Here is a 14,907-nt window from a genome sequence, read left to right as displayed (position 1 = left end):
CAATTGACCGCGCAATGTGAACAGGGGAGTTAACGACGAAGGCACCGGCCGTCTGCTGCGGGAAAATGGGGGGAAACCCGCTGCAGACCACCGGTGCCGGGCAGACATCCGCATGTCTGCCGCATCACTCGCACCCTCAATGAGGTAATAACTACGTTAGTCACGGAGTTTGTGAAGATGCTGACCCGAAGATGGGAGCTGGCTGTGAATCGGGGCGGACTGCAATGATGGGGGCATGAGCAACCGAATCGCATTCCTGGGCTGTGGATCAATGAACGAGGCCATCATGGGCGGCCTGATCGCGGGCGGCGCCGACCCGGCAGACATTGTCGCCACCGTTCGCCGCGCCGAACGGGCCGACGAACTCGCCAAACGGCATCACGGCATCACGGCCATCGCCGGCGAGGAAGAGCCTGAGAACAACAAGCAGGCCACCACCGGCGCCGCCGTCGTGATCCTGGGCGTCAAGCCCGTGGGCATCGCGGATCTGGCCCGCGAGATTGGCGATTCGCTGGCTCCTGACGCGATCGTTATCAGCGTCGCTGCAGCCGTCTCGCTGGAGCAGCTGGAAGCCGCCCTGCCGGCTGGCCAGGCCGTGATCCGGACGATGCCGAACACCCCTGCGAAGCTCGGCCGTGGCGTCGTGTCGGTGTCGCCGGGGACGCATTGCTCCGCGGCGCAGCTCCAGCTGGCCAAGGACGTCCTGGCGGCCGCGGGCACAGTCGTCGAAATCCCCGAGTCCCAGGTCGACGCGCTGTCCGCGATCAGCGGGTCCGGCCCGGCGTACGCGTTCTACCTGGCCGAAGCAATGGCGGACGCCGGCGTCGAACTGGGACTCGACCGGGAACTATCGCTGCTGATTGCGCGCGAAACCGTCGCCGGGGCAGGCTTCATGCTGGCCGAACCGGGTGCGGATCCGGCGGCGCTGCGCAAAGCCGTCACCAGCCCCAACGGCACCACCGAACGCGCGATCGCCACTTTCGACGAGCGCGGCCTGCCCGCGATCATTGCCGACGGCGCCCGCTCCGCCGCTGCCCGGGCCGCGGAGATCACCCAGCAGCTCGCCTAGCCGCCCCGCAGGCGGAACCCAAGACCCAGGCCGGACCGAGTGGCAGGATAGGACCCATGGAACTGCACATCACGGGGGACCCCGCGGCGGATAAACTTCTCAGCGACGACGCGTTTGCCCTGCTGACCGGCATGCTGCTGGACCAGCAGGTGACCATGGAATCGGCTTTTGCCGGTCCCGAAAAGATCCGGACGCGCCTTGGGTCCATGGACCCCGCCGCGATCGCCGGCTACGATCCCCAAGAGTTCGTCGAGATGTTCAAAGAGCGCCCGGCCGTCCACCGGTTCCCCGGATCCATGGCCGGCCGCGTCCAAGCCCTTGCCGAGACGGTCCACAGCGACTGGAACGGCGACGCTACCGCCATCTGGACGCAGGGTGACCCTGACGGGCAGGAGGTGCTGCGCAGGCTCAAGGCGTTGCCGGGATTCGGCGAGCAAAAGGCGAAGATCTTCCTGGCCCTGCTGGGAAAGCAGTGCGGGCTCCAGGCTGAAGGCTGGCGGGAGGCCGCCGGACACTATGGCCAGGAGAACGCCTTCCTGTCCGTCGCCGACATTGTGGATCCGGAGTCGCTGAGCAGGGTGCGCGCCAGCAAGCAGGCAGCCAAGGCCGCGGCCAAGGCGGCGAAGACCGCCGGGCCCTGATCCTGCGGCAGCTCAGCCAGCGTTGCCGGGATGAGTGCGCCCGACGGCGGAGGAACCCCTAGTGCGTGGAGGTCGGGACCATGAACGAACAGCCGGTAGGACGACTCCTCTCCCTCTGGTCGGCCACCGGCGGAACCGCCTCGTACGCGCCCCTCGAGGCGTCCCTGGACGTGGACGTTGCCGTGATTGGCGGCGGCGTCGCAGGACTGACTGCCGCACTGGCCCTGAAACGGGCTGGCCAGACGGTGGCCGTGCTAGAGGCGGCGCGGGTGGGCACCGGCGTCACCGGGAACACCACGGGCAAGGTCACCTCCCTGCACCGGCTTGCCTACTCCGAACTGGCGGCCCGCCACGGCGCCGGCACCGCCGGCACCTACGGGCAGGCCAACGAGGCGGCAATTGAACACATTGCTGGCGTCGTGGCGGCGGAGGGAATTGACTGCGGCTTCCGGCGGGTGGCCAACTACACCTACGCCGAATCCGGGCGGGCGCTTGCGCTGGTCCGGGAGGAAGCGGCGCTGGCCGCGCGGCTGGGGCTGCCGGCATCCTTCACCACAGATGTTCCGCTGCCTTTCGCAGTCCGGGGCGCCGTCCGTTTCGACGGCCAGGCTCAGCTCCACGCGCTCAGGTACGTGCAGGGCCTGGCCCGTGCCGTGGACGGGAACGGCAGCTTTGTCTTTGAGGAGTCGCCCGCCACGGGTTTCCGTGACGGCTCCCCGGCCGTGGTGGCTACGGAGCGGGGATCAATCCGGGCCACGGAAATCATTGTGGCGACCAACCTGCCGTTCGGTGACCACGGACTTTTCGCCGGGCGATGCTACGCGCACCGCTCGTATCTCGTCGCCGGCCGGAGCGCCGTTCCTCCGCTGGACGCAACCTTTGTCAGCGTAGATGAGCCGATGCGCTCCATCCTGACCGTCGACGTCGAGGGCAGCAGTTACGTGCTGGCCGGCGGTGAAGGACACCCGGCCGCCGAAAGCGTTGATTCCGCCGAACGGTACCGAAGGCTCGCGGCTTTTGCCCGCGACCGCCTTGGCGCCGGGGAGATCGCCTTCCGCTGGTCCACCCAGGACGCCATGCCTGCCGACGGGCTGCCCTACGTGGGCCTCATGGCTCCGGAGTTCCGGCATGTCCACGTGATCACCGGGCTGCGAAAATGGGGCCTCACCAACGGCACGGCCGCAGCCCTGATCCTGCGGGACACACTGTGCGGCACCGACAACCCGTGGGCCGCCGTCTTCGACAGCACCAGAAGCGCACATGCAACAGGTGCGGTACCGGCGGTGCCGAAGGAGCCAGTGCCTGACGCCGACGGTGCTGCTCCCTCGGAGATGGCCGTGCTCGAGGTAGCCCCGGGCGAGGGGAAGGTGGTGGAGGTCGACGGGGCCAGAACTGCCGTGTACGTCAGCCCCGCGGGGGACGTCCAAGCTGTCTCGGCAGTCTGCACACACCTTGGCTGCACTGTGGAGTTCAACTCGACGGACGTGACGTGGGACTGCCCCTGCCACGGCTCCCGGTTCACCACTGATGGCATCGTTATCCAGGGGCCGGCCACGAGGAACCTGGCCGGCCCGGCGCCGGACCGCGCCAAGTCCGCCCGGTAAGGTGCCTAGCGCCGGGGCGCTGTTGACGGCCGCTACGGCCGGGCGGCGAACCGTTCCAGCAGGTCCACGTGCCCGGAAACAATGAGCATGTCCCGTGAGGACACCTTCGTCTCCGGCCGGGCGTAGGTGAAGTCCTCGCCCGGGGACTTGACGCCCACAATGGTGACACCGTATTTCGACCGGACCTTGGATTCGTCCAGCGTGAAGCCCACGGTTTCACGCGGCGGATACATCTTCACGATCGCGAAGTCGTCGTCGAACTCGATGAAGTCCAGCATGCGGCCGGAGACCAGGTGCGCGGCGCGGACGCCGGCGTCGGCCTCCGGGTAGATCACGTGGTTGGCGCCGATCCGGGTCAGGATCTTGCCGTGCGAGGGCGTGATTGCCTTGACCCAGAGGTGCTCGATGCCGAGGTCCACGAGATTCACGGTGATCAGCACCGAGGATTCGATCGACGTGCCCACGCCCACGACGGCGGAACTGAACTCCTGCGCGCCGAGCTGGCGGAGGGCATCGATGTTGGTGGCGTCGGCCTCGACGACGTGCGTCAGGACGCTGGACCACTTCTGCACCAGGCTCCGGTCGCGTTCGATGGCCAGCACCTCGCGGCCCTGCTTGACCAGCTGTTCGGCCGTGGATGCGCCGAAGCGGCCCAGCCCGATCACCAGCACGGGGGCGTTGTGGGCGGGGCGGTTGACGGCGCCTGAGGAACTAGCCAATGATCGGTCTCTCTTCCGGGTAGTGGTACAGCTGGCTGCGCTGGCGCAGGGCCAGGGCGGCGGCCAGGGTGACGGTGCCGACGCGTCCGGCAAACATAAGGGCGGTAAGGACATAAACGCCCGACGGCGGCAGCTCGGCACTGAGGTTCGTGCTGAGGCCCACCGTGGCGAAGGCGGAAATTGTCTCAAAGAGCACCCGGTCCAGGGACGCCCCGCTGATGTGGAGCAGCAGCATGGCCGACACTGCGACGAGGGTGGCGCCGGCGACGATGACCGAGATGGCCACCCGCATGGTGCCCTCGGGGATGGTGCGGCCGTAGACCTTCACGTCGGAGTCACCACGGGCCTCGGCGGCGATCGCCAGGAACATCACGGCGATGGTGGTCACCTTGATGCCGCCCGCCGTCGACGCTGAACCGCCGCCGGCGAACATCAGCGCGTCGGTGAGCAGCATGGTGGTGGAATCCATCTGGTTCTGGTCCACGAGGTTGAAGCCGCCGGACCGGGTCATCACGGACGCGAAGAGCGAATGAATGACCTTGTCCGCCACGTTCATGCCGCCGATGGTCCGCAGGTTCTCCCATTCCATCAACCCCCAAAGCACTGTCCCGCCGACCAGCAAAATCAGCGAGACCTGGATGGTCAGCTTGGTGTGGAGGTTCCACTTCTTCCAGTTCAGACCGTTCTGGTGCAGCACCATGACCACCGGGAACCCGAGGCTGCCGAGGAAGACGCCCACCATCAGCGGGACGAGGATCCACAAATCGGTCTCGTAAGGGACGATGCCGTCAGAGTGCGGGGTGAAACCGGCGTTATTGAACGAAGAAATCGCGTAGAACACCCCGTGCCACACGGACTGGCCGAAGCTTTCGCCCAGCATCAGGAACCGCGGGATCAGCGCCAGCGCCAGCGTCGCCTCGATCACCACTGACGTCACGATGACAATCCGCAGCAGGGTGCCCACCTCGCCGAGGCGGCCGGCGTTCATGGCCTCCTGGGCGATCAGCTTGCCGCGGACACCCAGCTTCTTGCTCACCATGAGGGCCAGCAGCGAGGCCAGGGTCAGGGTGCCCAGGCCGCCCACGAAAATGCCGACCAGGATGACGAGCTGGCCGAAGAAGGACCAGTGCACTGCCGTGGACACCACGGTCAGGCCCGTGACACAGACCGCAGACACCGCGGTGAACATGGCCTGGTACAGCGGGGTGAAATCACCCGTCGCCGACGCCATCGGCAGGGACAGCAGGGCGGTGAACACCAGGATCACCATGCCGAACGCGGACAGGGCCAGGCGGGCGGGAGAGGTGTTGGCGATGTTGTCGATGAAGTCGCGAAGGCGTGTGAAGATCCACAGGCCTTCCCGCTCCGGAGTGCCGGGGTGCCAGCTGGCCGGGCTCTTGGACCTCGACTGGCTCTGCGTCATGTGTGACATTTCCTTGCTAGAAACTGTTTCCTTCAGTAGTAAACCACTAAACCCCGCGCAATGACCGGGGAGGGGGCTCCCACGCTCGGGTAGCCTGTGATTGATGACATACCTGCCGGGGCTCGCACAGACCGCACTGCCAACGACGGTGGTGTGGGATCCAGCCATGACCGCCTACAATTTCGGCCACGGCCACCCGATGGCCCCGGAGCGGATGGAACTCACCGCCCGGCTGGCCGGAAGCCTTGGCCTGCTGGACCTGGACCACGTCACGGTGGCGGCCCCGGATGTCGCCAGCGACGCGGAGCTGTGCACGGTCCACAGCCCGGACTTCGTCGCCGCGGTGCGGCGCGTGAGCGCGGATCCCGGGACCCCGGACCTGGACCGCGGACTCGGTACTGAGGACGACCCGGCCTTCGCCGGTATGCACGAGGCGAGTGCCCGGCTGGCGGGCGGCTCCCTCCTGGCAGCCGCCGCCCTTCTGGACGGCACCGCCGTCCGGGCGGTGAACTTCGGCGGGGGCATGCACCATGCGGCCCGCGAACGCGCCAGCGGTTTCTGCATTTACAACGACGCGGCCCTGGCCATCCAGCGGCTGCTCGACGGCGGTGTGCAGCGCGTTGCGTATATCGACATCGACGCCCATCACGGCGACGGAACCCAGAGCATCTTCTGGGACGATCCGCGGGTACTGACGATTTCCCTGCACGAAACGGGGCTCACCCTGTTCCCGGGAACCGGTTACGCCAACGAGATCGGCGGGCCCAGCGCCCAAGGCAGCGCCGTGAACGTGGCACTGCCGGCCGGGACCGGTGACGGCGGCTGGCTCCGGGCATTCCACGCGGTAGTGCCGCAGCTCGTCGGGGCGTTCGAACCGGAGGTCATCGTCAGCCAGCACGGCTGCGACTCCCACCGGCTGGACCCGCTCACGCACCTGAACATCAGCGTCGACGGCCAGCGGGAGGCCGCCACCGCCATCGGCAACCTCGCGGACCGCTATTGCGACAACCGCTGGATCTCCACAGGCGGCGGGGGGTACAACGTGGTCACCGTGGTGCCGCGGGCCTGGAGCCACCTGATCGCCATCGCGGCCGGGCGCCCCGTGCCGTTGCGCACGCCTGTGCCGGAGGATTGGCGCAGTTACGTGAAGGAGAAGTACGGGGCCAAATACGGTGTGGCCGCACCGGAGATGATGGGCGACGACGTCGACCTCTGGTGGCGCTCGTGGGAAGTCGGTTTCGATCCGAACGACGCCGTGGACCGGACGGTCATGGCCACCCGCAAGGAAGTCTTTCCGCTCTACGGGCTGGATCCCTGGTTCGACTAGCGGGGACCGGCAGTTGCGGCTAACCAGCGGACGGCTGGGGGCTAGGCTTCTCGGTCTGGAACACGACCCCCGCCGCGCCAATGATCCAGCCCAGCAGCGACAGCGAGAATGCCCCGATCAGATCGGTGGAGGCGGTGCCCTTCACGAGCCACACGCCGAGCACCAGCATCCCGATCACCAGATAGACCATCAACGCCGTGATGACCCGGCCGGACAGCTTTGTGGTGATCCCGCCGGCGTCGAAGATGCCTTCGCTGGCCTGTCCGGCGGACCCCCCGCCGGCCTGTTCCTCCCGGCGCACCTCGGCCATGGTGAAGCCGAGCGCGGAGGCGGTCAGTGAGCTCAGCGACGTGGACAGCGCCCCGGCCGCACAAACGACGGCCCCGTTCAGCTTGGGCGGCGTGCCCGGAATCTCCGGGATGAACACCCAGACCTGGATCAGCACGTTGCCCCAGACGATCACGAAGAGGGCCAGGAACACGGCAGCGATGATGTTGAACAGCTGTTTCCGGAAGATGTCGCCCATGGTCGTGCACTCCTCTGCGTCCTCAGGCTGCGGCCCCACCCGCCGGGCAGGCGGTGGGTCCCGTTCTAGCACCGCGCCGGGCACGGGGCAATGCCCGGCGCATGCAGTGAGGGCCGCAATTAGTGGATGCCATCCGGCGTATATGTCGCTAGTGTGGAGGGCATGGTGACAGACGACGTATTTGCCGTCATTGCTGAGGCAACCCGGCGTGACATTCTGGTATCCCTTCGCAAGGGGGACAAAGCAGTGGGGGAGCTGGTCCAGGAGCTCGAGGCCAGCCAGCCCACCATTTCCAAACATCTGAAGGTACTCCGCGAAGCGGACCTGGTGAGCATGCGCGCCCAGGGCCAGAAACGCTACTACACACTCAATCCCAAGCCGCTGGCCGGGATCGCCAGCTGGCTGGAGACGTTCGACGTCGCCAGCGCCGCCTCGGCACCAGCACAGCCACCGGCACAGGAAACGTCATCTGCGCCGTCGCCGGCGCGGATGCCCGACCACCGGCTGCAACCCGTCCCGGACACCTTGGCCGCCGCCGCCACCGCCGCTCCGGCTCCGCAGCCTGCCGCCGCGCTCGCCGGACGGGCCGCCGGCAGCCCGCTGAGTCCCGCCGTCGTTCTCCCCGTGGGGACGGCCGGCGAGGATAAAATGCCGCAGCAGATCGGCCGGACCGTCGGCCGGGCGGCCACCAAAGCCGCCGACCTCCTGGCCAACCTGCCGAAGTTCGGCCGCAAGAAGTAACCCTGCCCGTTTGTGACCCGCGTCACCGGCATTCCTGTCACACGGGGCGATTAGCGGTGCCCGAATGGATATCCCTTCCGGCCCGGTGCAACCATGGAAAGGCTTGTTTTGGTGCGCCCGATGAGGGGCGCTGAAGTTTAGGGAGTTGCAATGGACGCACGGCTTGAAGCCATCCGGGACACGGTGCTGGCACGGAATCCCGGCGAAGGGGAGTTCCACCAGGCCGTCACCGAGGTCTTCGAAAGCCTCGGCCCGGTCCATGACCGGCACCCCGAATTCCTGGAGGGCGCCGTCCTGGAGCGGCTCTGCGAGCCCGAACGGCAGATCATCTTCCGCGTCCCGTGGGTGGACGACGCGGGCCGCTTCCAGATCAACCGCGGTTTCCGGGTGGAGTTCAACTCGGCGCTTGGTCCCTTCAAGGGCGGACTGCGGTTCCACCCCACGGTGAACCTTGGCATCGTGAAGTTCCTCGGCTTCGAACAGATCTTCAAGAATGCCCTCACCGGGATGCCGATCGGCGGCGGCAAGGGCGGTTCCGATTTCGACCCCCGTGGTCGCTCCGACGCCGAGATCATGCGCTTCTGCCAGTCCTTCATGACCGAGCTGTACCGCCACATCGGCGAGTACACGGACGTCCCGGCGGGGGATATCGGCGTCGGCGGCCGCGAAATCGGCTACCTCTTTGGGCAGTACAAGCGGATCACCAACCGCTACGAATCCGGTGTCCTTACCGGCAAGGGCATCTCCTGGGGCGGCTCCCTGGTCCGGCCCGAAGCCACCGGCTACGGCACCGTGATCTTTGCCGAGGAAATGCTCAAGACCCGGGGCCTTTCCCTGGACGGCCAGCGCGTGGTGGTTTCCGGGTCCGGCAACGTCGCCATCAACGCGATCGCCAAGGCGCAGACGCTCGGCGCCAGCGTGGTCGCCTGCTCCGATTCCTCCGGTTACATCGTGGATGAGGCCGGGATCGACGTCGCGCTGCTGCGCCAGATCAAGGAGGTGGAGCGCGGCCGGCTCAAGGAGTACGCAGCCCGGCGTTCCGCCGTCACCTACGTTGACGGCGGCTCCGTCTGGGACCTCGACGCGACTGTGGCCCTGCCGTGCGCCACGCAGAACGAGCTCGACGGCGACGCGGCCGCGCGGCTGGTTCGCAACGGGCTGCTCGCGGTGGGGGAGGGCGCCAACATGCCCTCGACCCGTGACGCCGTTGCGGTGTTCCAGGAGGCCGGCATCCTGTTCGGCCCGGGCAAGGCCGCGAACGCGGGAGGCGTGGCAACCTCCGCGCTGGAAATGCAGCAGAACGCCAGCCGCGATTCCTGGTCCTTCGCGCACACAGAAGAGCGGCTCACCGAGATCATGGTCGGAATCCATGACCGCTGCGCGGCCACCGCGGACGAGTACGGGGACCCGGGGAACTACGTGCTGGGCGCGAACATCGGCGGCTTCGTGAAGGTGGCCGACGCGATGCTCGCCCAAGGCCTCATCTAGGACCTCCCGCGCCGCCCCACTCGCGGAACTGCGGGCTACTTCTTGAGGATCCGCACGTGGTCGGGGGTCAGCTCCGAGATTCGGCTGACGCCCAGCAGGGCCATCGTGCGGAGCATGTCCTTTTCCAGGATCTCGATGGCCCGGTCCACGCCGGCCCGTCCGCCGGCCATCAACCCGTAGAGGTAGGCGCGGCCGATCAGTGTGAAGTCGGCGCCCAGGGCCAGTGCGGCGATGATGTCCGAGCCGCTCATGATGCCCGTGTCCAGGATGACCGCCGCGTCGCTGTTGTCCGCCTTGAGCGCCGCCGAGACGTCCGGAAGCAGGTGGAACGGGATCGGCGCCCGGTCCAGCTGGCGGCCGCCATGGTTGGACACCACAACGCCGTCGGCGCCGTGGTCTACCACCCTCCGGGCATCCTCGACGGTCTGGATGCCCTTGACCACGAGCTTGCCCTTCCACGTTTCGCGCAGCCAGTCGAGGTCGTCGAACGTCAGGGTGGGGTCGAACATCGAGTTGATCAGGTCTGCGACCGTTCCGGTGTAGCGCGACAGTGACGCGAAGGTCAGCGGCTCGTGGGTGAGGAAGTTGAACCACCACGCCGGCCGGTAGGACGCGTCCAGTACGGTCTTGACAGTCAGTGCCGGCGGGATGGTCATGCCGTTCCGGACGTCGCGCAGCCTGGCCCCGGCGACGGCGGTGTCCACGGTGACCATTAGGGTGTCGTTGCCGGCCCTGGCGGCGCGCTCGATCAGTTCCAGCGAACGGTCGCGGTCCGTCCACAGGTAGAGCTGGAACCAGTTCCGGCCGTCGGGTGCTGCGGCGGCCACGTCCTCGATGGAGGCCGTGCCCATGGTGGAGAGGGTGTAGGGGATGCCGGCGGCGGCGGCGGCCTGGGACCCGGCGTACTCGCCCTCGGACTGCATCATCCGGGTGAAGCCGGTGGGTGCGATGCCGACCGGCAACCGGGACGGCTTGCCAAGGATCTGCGTCCCGAGGTCCACGCGGGAGACGTCGCGCAGGATACCGGGGCGGAACTCGATGTCCAGGAAGGCCTCGCGGGCACGGCGGAGCGTGATTTCACCTTCGGCGGCACCGTCGGTGTAGTCGAACGGGGCCTGTGGGGTGCGCCGTTTGGCTATTTCCCTGAGGTCCCAGATGGTGCTGGCGCGCCGCAGCCTGGCGGCGCGGCTGAACTCGGGCTTCTTGAACTGCATCAGCGGGGCGAGGTCCGAATACTTGGGGACTCGGCGCTTGAGGGCTGCCGGGATGCTCCCCGGGGCGGGTGCGGCTAAGGGGCTGCCCGTGCCGGTGTCTGCGGGTGTCGTGGGCGCCTCGGGGATGCCGGGTTCGATCGTCTGCGTCATTGCTGCCTCCGGGCAGGTCTGGTGTTCCTGGATGTCGGGACCCCGCCGGACCAAGGAGCTAAGCTCAGCCGTCGGGGGAGTGTGGTCCAACCACAGTCTAGGCGTGTGGTCCAACCACATCAAGTAGTATGAGCGCATGCGTACCCACCAGCTTGTCCTGCAGTGGATCGAGGGCCAGCTGTCCAGCGGCCAACTGGCCGTGGGCGGGCGGCTCCCGGCCGAGCGCTCGCTCGCCGAGCAGCTCCAGGTCTCCCGCACATCCGTCCGGGAAGCCATCCGCGTCCTGGAGGCTATGGGTGTGCTCCGCGCCGGGGTGGGTTCGGGCCCGGATGCGGGGACCGTCGTCATCGCCGATCCCACCGCGGCCCTGGGCTCGGCGCTCCGGCTGCACGTCGCCACCTCGCACCTGCCCGTCCGGGACGTCGTGGAGACGCGCGTGCTGCTGGAGTCTTGGGCCGCCTCCCGGGCGCGGCCGGAGTCGCCCGCCCTCGCCGAGGCGGCCCGGCTGCTGGAGCAGATGGACGGCTGCGCCGGGACGGAGGAATTCCTTGGCCTGGATGTCCGCTTCCATCTGGCCCTCGCGGATGCCGCGGGCAATGCCGTGGTCAGCGCGATGATGGGTTCCCTGCGCGAAGCCATCCAGGATTATGCCGGACGCCTCACCGGAAACCTCCCTGACTGGGATGCCACTGCCACCAGGCTCCGCGCGGAACACCGGGGGATCCTGGCGGCCATCACCAGTCACGACGGCGGCCGCGCGGCGCAGCTGGTGGCGGACCATATCGAGGGCTACTACGCGGAAGCCGGGCTGGGCCCCGGGGCGTGACCCCACAGCTGATCTTTCGGCCAGGGCCACTATGTTACGGGCCGGACTTTGCCGAGGAGACAATCGCCGGGCTATGGTCGAGTCATGACTAACCGTTGGTATGCGTATTTTTCGTTGGCTCTGGAGGGGCCCGCGTCTAGCTGACACGCATCCAACCTTCCTTCAGAGCCAACAGGGCAGAGATCATTCTCTGCCCTTCGCCATTTCCCGGCGGGCTCTGATCTGGGCCCGCTCCGCACCCCCGGAACAGGACCCCCGCACATGAGCATCGAAGCAGCCCCCGAATCCCAGCAGTCCACCTCGAACCTGCGTGTCAGCGAGTTCACCCCGCTGCCGACCCCGCAGGACGTCGTCGCGGAACTGCCGCTGGACACCCGCCTGGCCGACGTCGTCGCCCGGGGCCGGGACGAGGTGCGCGCCATCATGGACGGGGTCGATGACCGCCTGCTCGTCATTGTGGGGCCCTGCTCCATCCACGATCCGAAAGCCGGCCTGGAGTACGCCCGCCGGCTGGTCAGCCAGGCCGAGCAGCACAAGGAAGACCTGCTGATCGTGATGCGGGCATACTTCGAGAAGCCCCGCACCACCGTGGGCTGGAAGGGCCTCATCAACGATCCCCGGCTCGACGGCAGCCACGACATCGCCGCCGGGCTGCGCGCCGCGCGCCGCTTCCTGCAGCAGGTCACAGCGCTCGGCCTGCCGGCGGGGACCGAGTTCCTGGAACCCATCAGCCCGCAGTACATGGCGGACCTGGTCTCCTGGGGCGCGATCGGCGCCCGCACCACCGAAAGCCAGATCCACCGCCAGCTGGCGTCCGGGCTGTCCATGCCGATCGGCTTCAAGAACGGGACCGACGGCGACCTGCAGGTCGCGCTCGACGCGTGCAGCGCCGCCGGGGCGGCGCAGGCGTTCCTCGGCATCGACGGCGACGGCCGGGCGGCTCTGGTCTCCACCGCAGGGAACCCGGACACCCACATCATCCTCCGCGGCGGGCGAAAGGGGCCCAACTACTCCGCCGCCGATGTCGAGGCCACCACCGCCAAGCTCGCGGCCAAGCAGCTCAACCCGCGCCTCATTGTTGACGCGAGCCACGCCAACAGCGGCAAGAACCACCACCGGCAGGCGGAAGTCGCCCTCGAAATCGGCTCACAGCTGGAGCACGGAGGTGCCTCGGCCGGGGCCATTGCCGGCGTCATGCTGGAGAGCTTCCTCGTGGGCGGTGCCCAGAACCTCGACGTCGACGAGCACGCCGCCGGAGCGGACGCGCTGGTCTACGGCCAGAGCGTGACAGACGCCTGCATGGACTGGGACGTCACGGCCTCGGTACTGACGCAGCTTGCGGCGTCCGCGCGCATCCGCCGGACGCGGGCCTAGGAAGTCGTGCCGGCAGGGCGGAGCCGCGGAATTTCCGTTTCCGGCACCTGGGATTGCGGCGCAAGTCTTTCACATGGGCACCATCAGCCCCTACAGTATCTAGTACATGGTTGTTTGATGACTCAGCATCGGCACACCGCCATGTCACTCAGATGGGGCTGTCGTTCGCTTGAGTAAAGGAATAAGGAAATGTCTTCGGAGGCTAACTTCTCCAACGCACGCTTCTTGACCGTGGCCGAAGTCGCGGATGTGATGCGCGTGTCCAAAATGACCGTGTACCGGCTTGTTCATTCCGGCGAGATGCCGGCAGTCCGTTTCGGGCGCTCCTACCGGGTGCCGGAAACCGCCGTCGAGCAGTACCTCAAAGGTGCTGTTGTCGACGGGCACACGGAAACAGCTTGACCCTTCCGCGTCTTCTGCGGCCGGAATAGGGCCTGCAGGAGACCATGAGGCGTCAGCGGTCGTGGTGTGCCCCCGATAGGCGGTACCCTGTTAAGGAACGTTTTACGTCATTGTAAGAACCTGTCAGTTGTACAGTCTGCTGCTTAGACCGCGGACCCTTTCCAACAGGCAGGTACTGCATCTAGCCGGTAAGGAACTTTCGTGGGTTCAGTTATTAAGAAGCGTCGCAAGCGTATGGCCAAGAAGAAGCACCGCAAGCTGCTTCGCAAGACGCGCCACCAGCGTCGCAATAAGAAGTAGAGATACTTCACACCATGTGAATGCCCGTTGCCGTTATGGCAGCGGGCATTTTCTTTGGCGTCCCACCCGTGGTTCGGAGATGCGCCGCGGATTCGGACGGGCGCTCCGGGTTCGGAGATGCGCCGCGGGTTCGGACTGACGCTACGCGGATCCACGCAGCGTCCGTCCGAAAGTGCAGCGTGAGGCAGGAAGCGTAGCGGAAACGGGCGGGTCGGTCGGCGGTGCGGGTCAGACGGTGGGCCCGCGGAAGCGGGAGAACCCCCGCCAGAGGCCGTAGATGGCTCCTCCAACAGTGGCGGCCTTGAGCCCCAGGGTGGCCGCGCGCCGTCCGGAGCGGAAGTCGTAGACCGGCCAGTTATGCTCGCGGGCATGGCGGCGGAGCCGGGAATCGGGGTTGATGGCCACGGGGTGCCCCACCATGCTCAGCAGCGGAATGTCATTGTGGGAATCGCTGTAGGCCCAGCAGCGGGCCAGGTCCAGGCCCTCGGTCTCGGCCATCGCGCTGACGGCCACCGCCTTGGCCGGGCCGTGCAGGATCTCGCCGACCAGCCGGCCGGTGTAGGAGCCGTCCAGGATTTCGCCCACCGTGCCGAGGGCGCCCGTGAGGCCCAGCCGGGTGGAGATCACCGTGGCCACCTCGATCGGTGTCGCCGTCACGAGCCAGACTTTGCGGCCCACCCGGAGGTGCTGTTCGGCGAGGGCCTTGGCCCCCGGCCAGATCCGGGATTCAATCATTTCGTCGTAGACTTCTTCGCCGAGCGCCTCAATGTCTTCAACGGTGAATCCGGAGGCCAAGCCCAGGGCGGTGTCGCGGACCGCGTGGACGTCATCCATGTTTTCCCCGCGCAGCACGAACATCAGCTGCTTCCAGGCAAAGCCGGCCGCCTGGGGAATGGTGAACGCCCCGCGCTGGTGCATCTTGCGGGCCACATGGAACAGGCTGGCGCCGCGCATCAGGGTGTTGTCGACGTCGAAGAACGCGGCTTCGCCGTGCTGCGGTGCTGCAACAGGCTCAGTGACCACAGCGGCGTACTTCTCTTCGGGCATGCCACGAGTCTAGTCAACGCCGGGGCCCGTTCCCGCCGCCCTGCCGCGGCGGTGGT

The 14,907-nt window shown here is 67.4% G+C and carries 15 protein-coding genes; 10 read left to right on the top strand and 5 right to left on the bottom strand.

Translation table 11 applies throughout. The features are described from left to right. Positions 1–235: 235 nt before the first annotated feature. The 3 genes from proC (at position 236) to AC6EUH_RS02980 (ending at position 3,314) form a co-directional block, all read left to right on the top strand. The gene (gene proC, locus AC6EUH_RS02990; RefSeq protein WP_056433673.1) at positions 236–1,069 is read left to right on the top strand and encodes a pyrroline-5-carboxylate reductase; all 834 of its coding nucleotides are present in this window, start codon (positions 236–238) and stop codon (positions 1,067–1,069) included. 56 nt (positions 1,070–1,125) lie between these two features. Further along, positions 1,126–1,710: an HhH-GPD-type base excision DNA repair protein gene (locus tag AC6EUH_RS02985; protein WP_056433669.1), complete on the top strand. Its 585-nt coding sequence runs from the start codon at positions 1,126–1,128 to the stop codon at positions 1,708–1,710. An 80-nt stretch (positions 1,711–1,790) separates the two neighbouring features. Continuing rightward, positions 1,791–3,314 carry an FAD-dependent oxidoreductase gene (locus tag AC6EUH_RS02980; protein ID WP_499737751.1) on the top strand — a complete coding sequence of 508 codons (1,524 nt, stop codon included), beginning with the start codon at positions 1,791–1,793 and terminating at the stop codon, positions 3,312–3,314. A gap of 32 nt (positions 3,315–3,346) precedes the next feature. On the opposite strand, the gene AC6EUH_RS02975 is transcribed toward AC6EUH_RS02980, so the two are convergent. Together AC6EUH_RS02975 and AC6EUH_RS02970 are read right to left on the bottom strand one after the other, a co-directional pair. Then, positions 3,347–3,985: a potassium channel family protein gene (locus AC6EUH_RS02975; protein WP_175558467.1), complete on the bottom strand. Its 639-nt coding sequence runs from the start codon at positions 3,983–3,985 to the stop codon at positions 3,347–3,349. Between the two features lie 40 nt (positions 3,986–4,025). Further along, positions 4,026–5,456 (bottom strand): TrkH family potassium uptake protein, encoded by a 1,431-nt coding sequence (locus AC6EUH_RS02970; protein WP_056433667.1) that lies wholly within the window; start codon positions 5,454–5,456, stop codon positions 4,026–4,028. 103 nt (positions 5,457–5,559) lie between these two features. Between AC6EUH_RS02970 and AC6EUH_RS02965 the strand changes: the two genes are divergently transcribed. Continuing rightward, positions 5,560–6,783, top strand: a complete 1,224-nt coding sequence (locus AC6EUH_RS02965) for an acetoin utilization protein AcuC (RefSeq protein ID WP_056433664.1) — start codon at positions 5,560–5,562, stop codon at positions 6,781–6,783. Between the two features lie 19 nt (positions 6,784–6,802). On the opposite strand, the gene AC6EUH_RS02960 is transcribed toward AC6EUH_RS02965, so the two are convergent. Then, positions 6,803–7,309, bottom strand: coding sequence for a hypothetical protein (locus tag AC6EUH_RS02960; RefSeq protein ID WP_056433660.1), 507 nt, complete (start codon positions 7,307–7,309; stop codon positions 6,803–6,805). Between the two features lie 162 nt (positions 7,310–7,471). Here AC6EUH_RS02960 and AC6EUH_RS02955 point away from each other — a divergent pair, with 162 nt between their 5' ends. Continuing rightward, a complete protein-coding gene (locus tag AC6EUH_RS02955; protein ID WP_499737750.1) occupies positions 7,472–8,050 on the top strand; it encodes an ArsR/SmtB family transcription factor in 579 nt (192 codons plus the stop codon). Positions 8,051–8,200: 150 nt separating this feature from the next. Then, positions 8,201–9,538, top strand: coding sequence for an NADP-specific glutamate dehydrogenase (gene gdhA, locus AC6EUH_RS02950; protein ID WP_056433654.1), 1,338 nt, complete (start codon positions 8,201–8,203; stop codon positions 9,536–9,538). 35 nt (positions 9,539–9,573) lie between these two features. Here the strand turns inward: gdhA and AC6EUH_RS02945 are convergent, their stop codons facing one another. Beyond that, entirely contained in the window at positions 9,574–10,902 is a 1,329-nt protein-coding gene (locus tag AC6EUH_RS02945; RefSeq protein WP_499737749.1) for an alpha-hydroxy acid oxidase, read from the bottom strand. Between the two features lie 136 nt (positions 10,903–11,038). Here AC6EUH_RS02945 and AC6EUH_RS02940 point away from each other — a divergent pair, with 136 nt between their 5' ends. The 4 genes from AC6EUH_RS02940 (at position 11,039) to AC6EUH_RS02925 (ending at position 13,804) form a co-directional block, all read left to right on the top strand. Further along, positions 11,039–11,728, top strand: a complete 690-nt coding sequence (locus AC6EUH_RS02940) for a FadR/GntR family transcriptional regulator (RefSeq protein WP_056433648.1) — start codon at positions 11,039–11,041, stop codon at positions 11,726–11,728. 261 nt (positions 11,729–11,989) lie between these two features. Beyond that, positions 11,990–13,102 (top strand): 3-deoxy-7-phosphoheptulonate synthase, encoded by a 1,113-nt coding sequence (locus AC6EUH_RS02935; protein WP_056433646.1) that lies wholly within the window; start codon positions 11,990–11,992, stop codon positions 13,100–13,102. 189 nt (positions 13,103–13,291) lie between these two features. After that, a complete protein-coding gene (locus tag AC6EUH_RS02930; RefSeq protein ID WP_024365616.1) occupies positions 13,292–13,504 on the top strand; it encodes a helix-turn-helix domain-containing protein in 213 nt (70 codons plus the stop codon). Between the two features lie 201 nt (positions 13,505–13,705). After that, positions 13,706–13,804 carry a 30S ribosomal protein bS22 gene (locus tag AC6EUH_RS02925; protein ID WP_003792170.1) on the top strand — a complete coding sequence of 33 codons (99 nt, stop codon included), beginning with the start codon at positions 13,706–13,708 and terminating at the stop codon, positions 13,802–13,804. Between the two features lie 228 nt (positions 13,805–14,032). Here AC6EUH_RS02925 and AC6EUH_RS02920 read toward each other — a convergent pair whose 3' ends face one another. Next, positions 14,033–14,851, bottom strand: a complete 819-nt coding sequence (locus AC6EUH_RS02920; RefSeq protein WP_056433643.1) for an HAD family hydrolase — start codon at positions 14,849–14,851, stop codon at positions 14,033–14,035. Positions 14,852–14,907: the final 56 nt, after the last annotated feature.

The sequence above is a fragment of the Arthrobacter sp. 001422645 genome (assembly GCF_059816125.1).
The sequence above is the reverse complement of the archived record's forward strand: the minus strand, read 5'-3'. Positions and strand labels throughout refer to the sequence as shown.

What these genes read in the sequence shown, in the direction of transcription:
- AC6EUH_RS02960 (WP_056433660.1), bottom strand. Translation starts at nt 7,309, where the DNA reads ATGGGCGACATCTTCCGGAAACAGCTGTTCAACATCATCGCTGCCGTG.
- AC6EUH_RS02985 (WP_056433669.1), top strand. Translation starts at nt 1,126, where the DNA reads ATGGAACTGCACATCACGGGGGACCCCGCGGCGGATAAACTTCTCAGC.
- AC6EUH_RS02940 (WP_056433648.1), top strand. Translation starts at nt 11,039, where the DNA reads ATGCGTACCCACCAGCTTGTCCTGCAGTGGATCGAGGGCCAGCTGTCC.
- AC6EUH_RS02930 (WP_024365616.1), top strand. Translation starts at nt 13,292, where the DNA reads ATGTCTTCGGAGGCTAACTTCTCCAACGCACGCTTCTTGACCGTGGCC.
- proC (WP_056433673.1), top strand. Translation starts at nt 236, where the DNA reads ATGAGCAACCGAATCGCATTCCTGGGCTGTGGATCAATGAACGAGGCC.
- AC6EUH_RS02920 (WP_056433643.1), bottom strand. Translation starts at nt 14,851, where the DNA reads ATGCCCGAAGAGAAGTACGCCGCTGTGGTCACTGAGCCTGTTGCAGCA.
- AC6EUH_RS02980 (WP_499737751.1), top strand. Translation starts at nt 1,791, where the DNA reads ATGAACGAACAGCCGGTAGGACGACTCCTCTCCCTCTGGTCGGCCACC.
- gdhA (WP_056433654.1), top strand. Translation starts at nt 8,201, where the DNA reads ATGGACGCACGGCTTGAAGCCATCCGGGACACGGTGCTGGCACGGAAT.
- AC6EUH_RS02935 (WP_056433646.1), top strand. Translation starts at nt 11,990, where the DNA reads ATGAGCATCGAAGCAGCCCCCGAATCCCAGCAGTCCACCTCGAACCTG.
- AC6EUH_RS02945 (WP_499737749.1), bottom strand. Translation starts at nt 10,902, where the DNA reads ATGACGCAGACGATCGAACCCGGCATCCCCGAGGCGCCCACGACACCC.
- AC6EUH_RS02970 (WP_056433667.1), bottom strand. Translation starts at nt 5,456, where the DNA reads ATGACGCAGAGCCAGTCGAGGTCCAAGAGCCCGGCCAGCTGGCACCCC.
- AC6EUH_RS02955 (WP_499737750.1), top strand. Translation starts at nt 7,472, where the DNA reads ATGGTGACAGACGACGTATTTGCCGTCATTGCTGAGGCAACCCGGCGT.
- AC6EUH_RS02965 (WP_056433664.1), top strand. Translation starts at nt 5,560, where the DNA reads ATGACATACCTGCCGGGGCTCGCACAGACCGCACTGCCAACGACGGTG.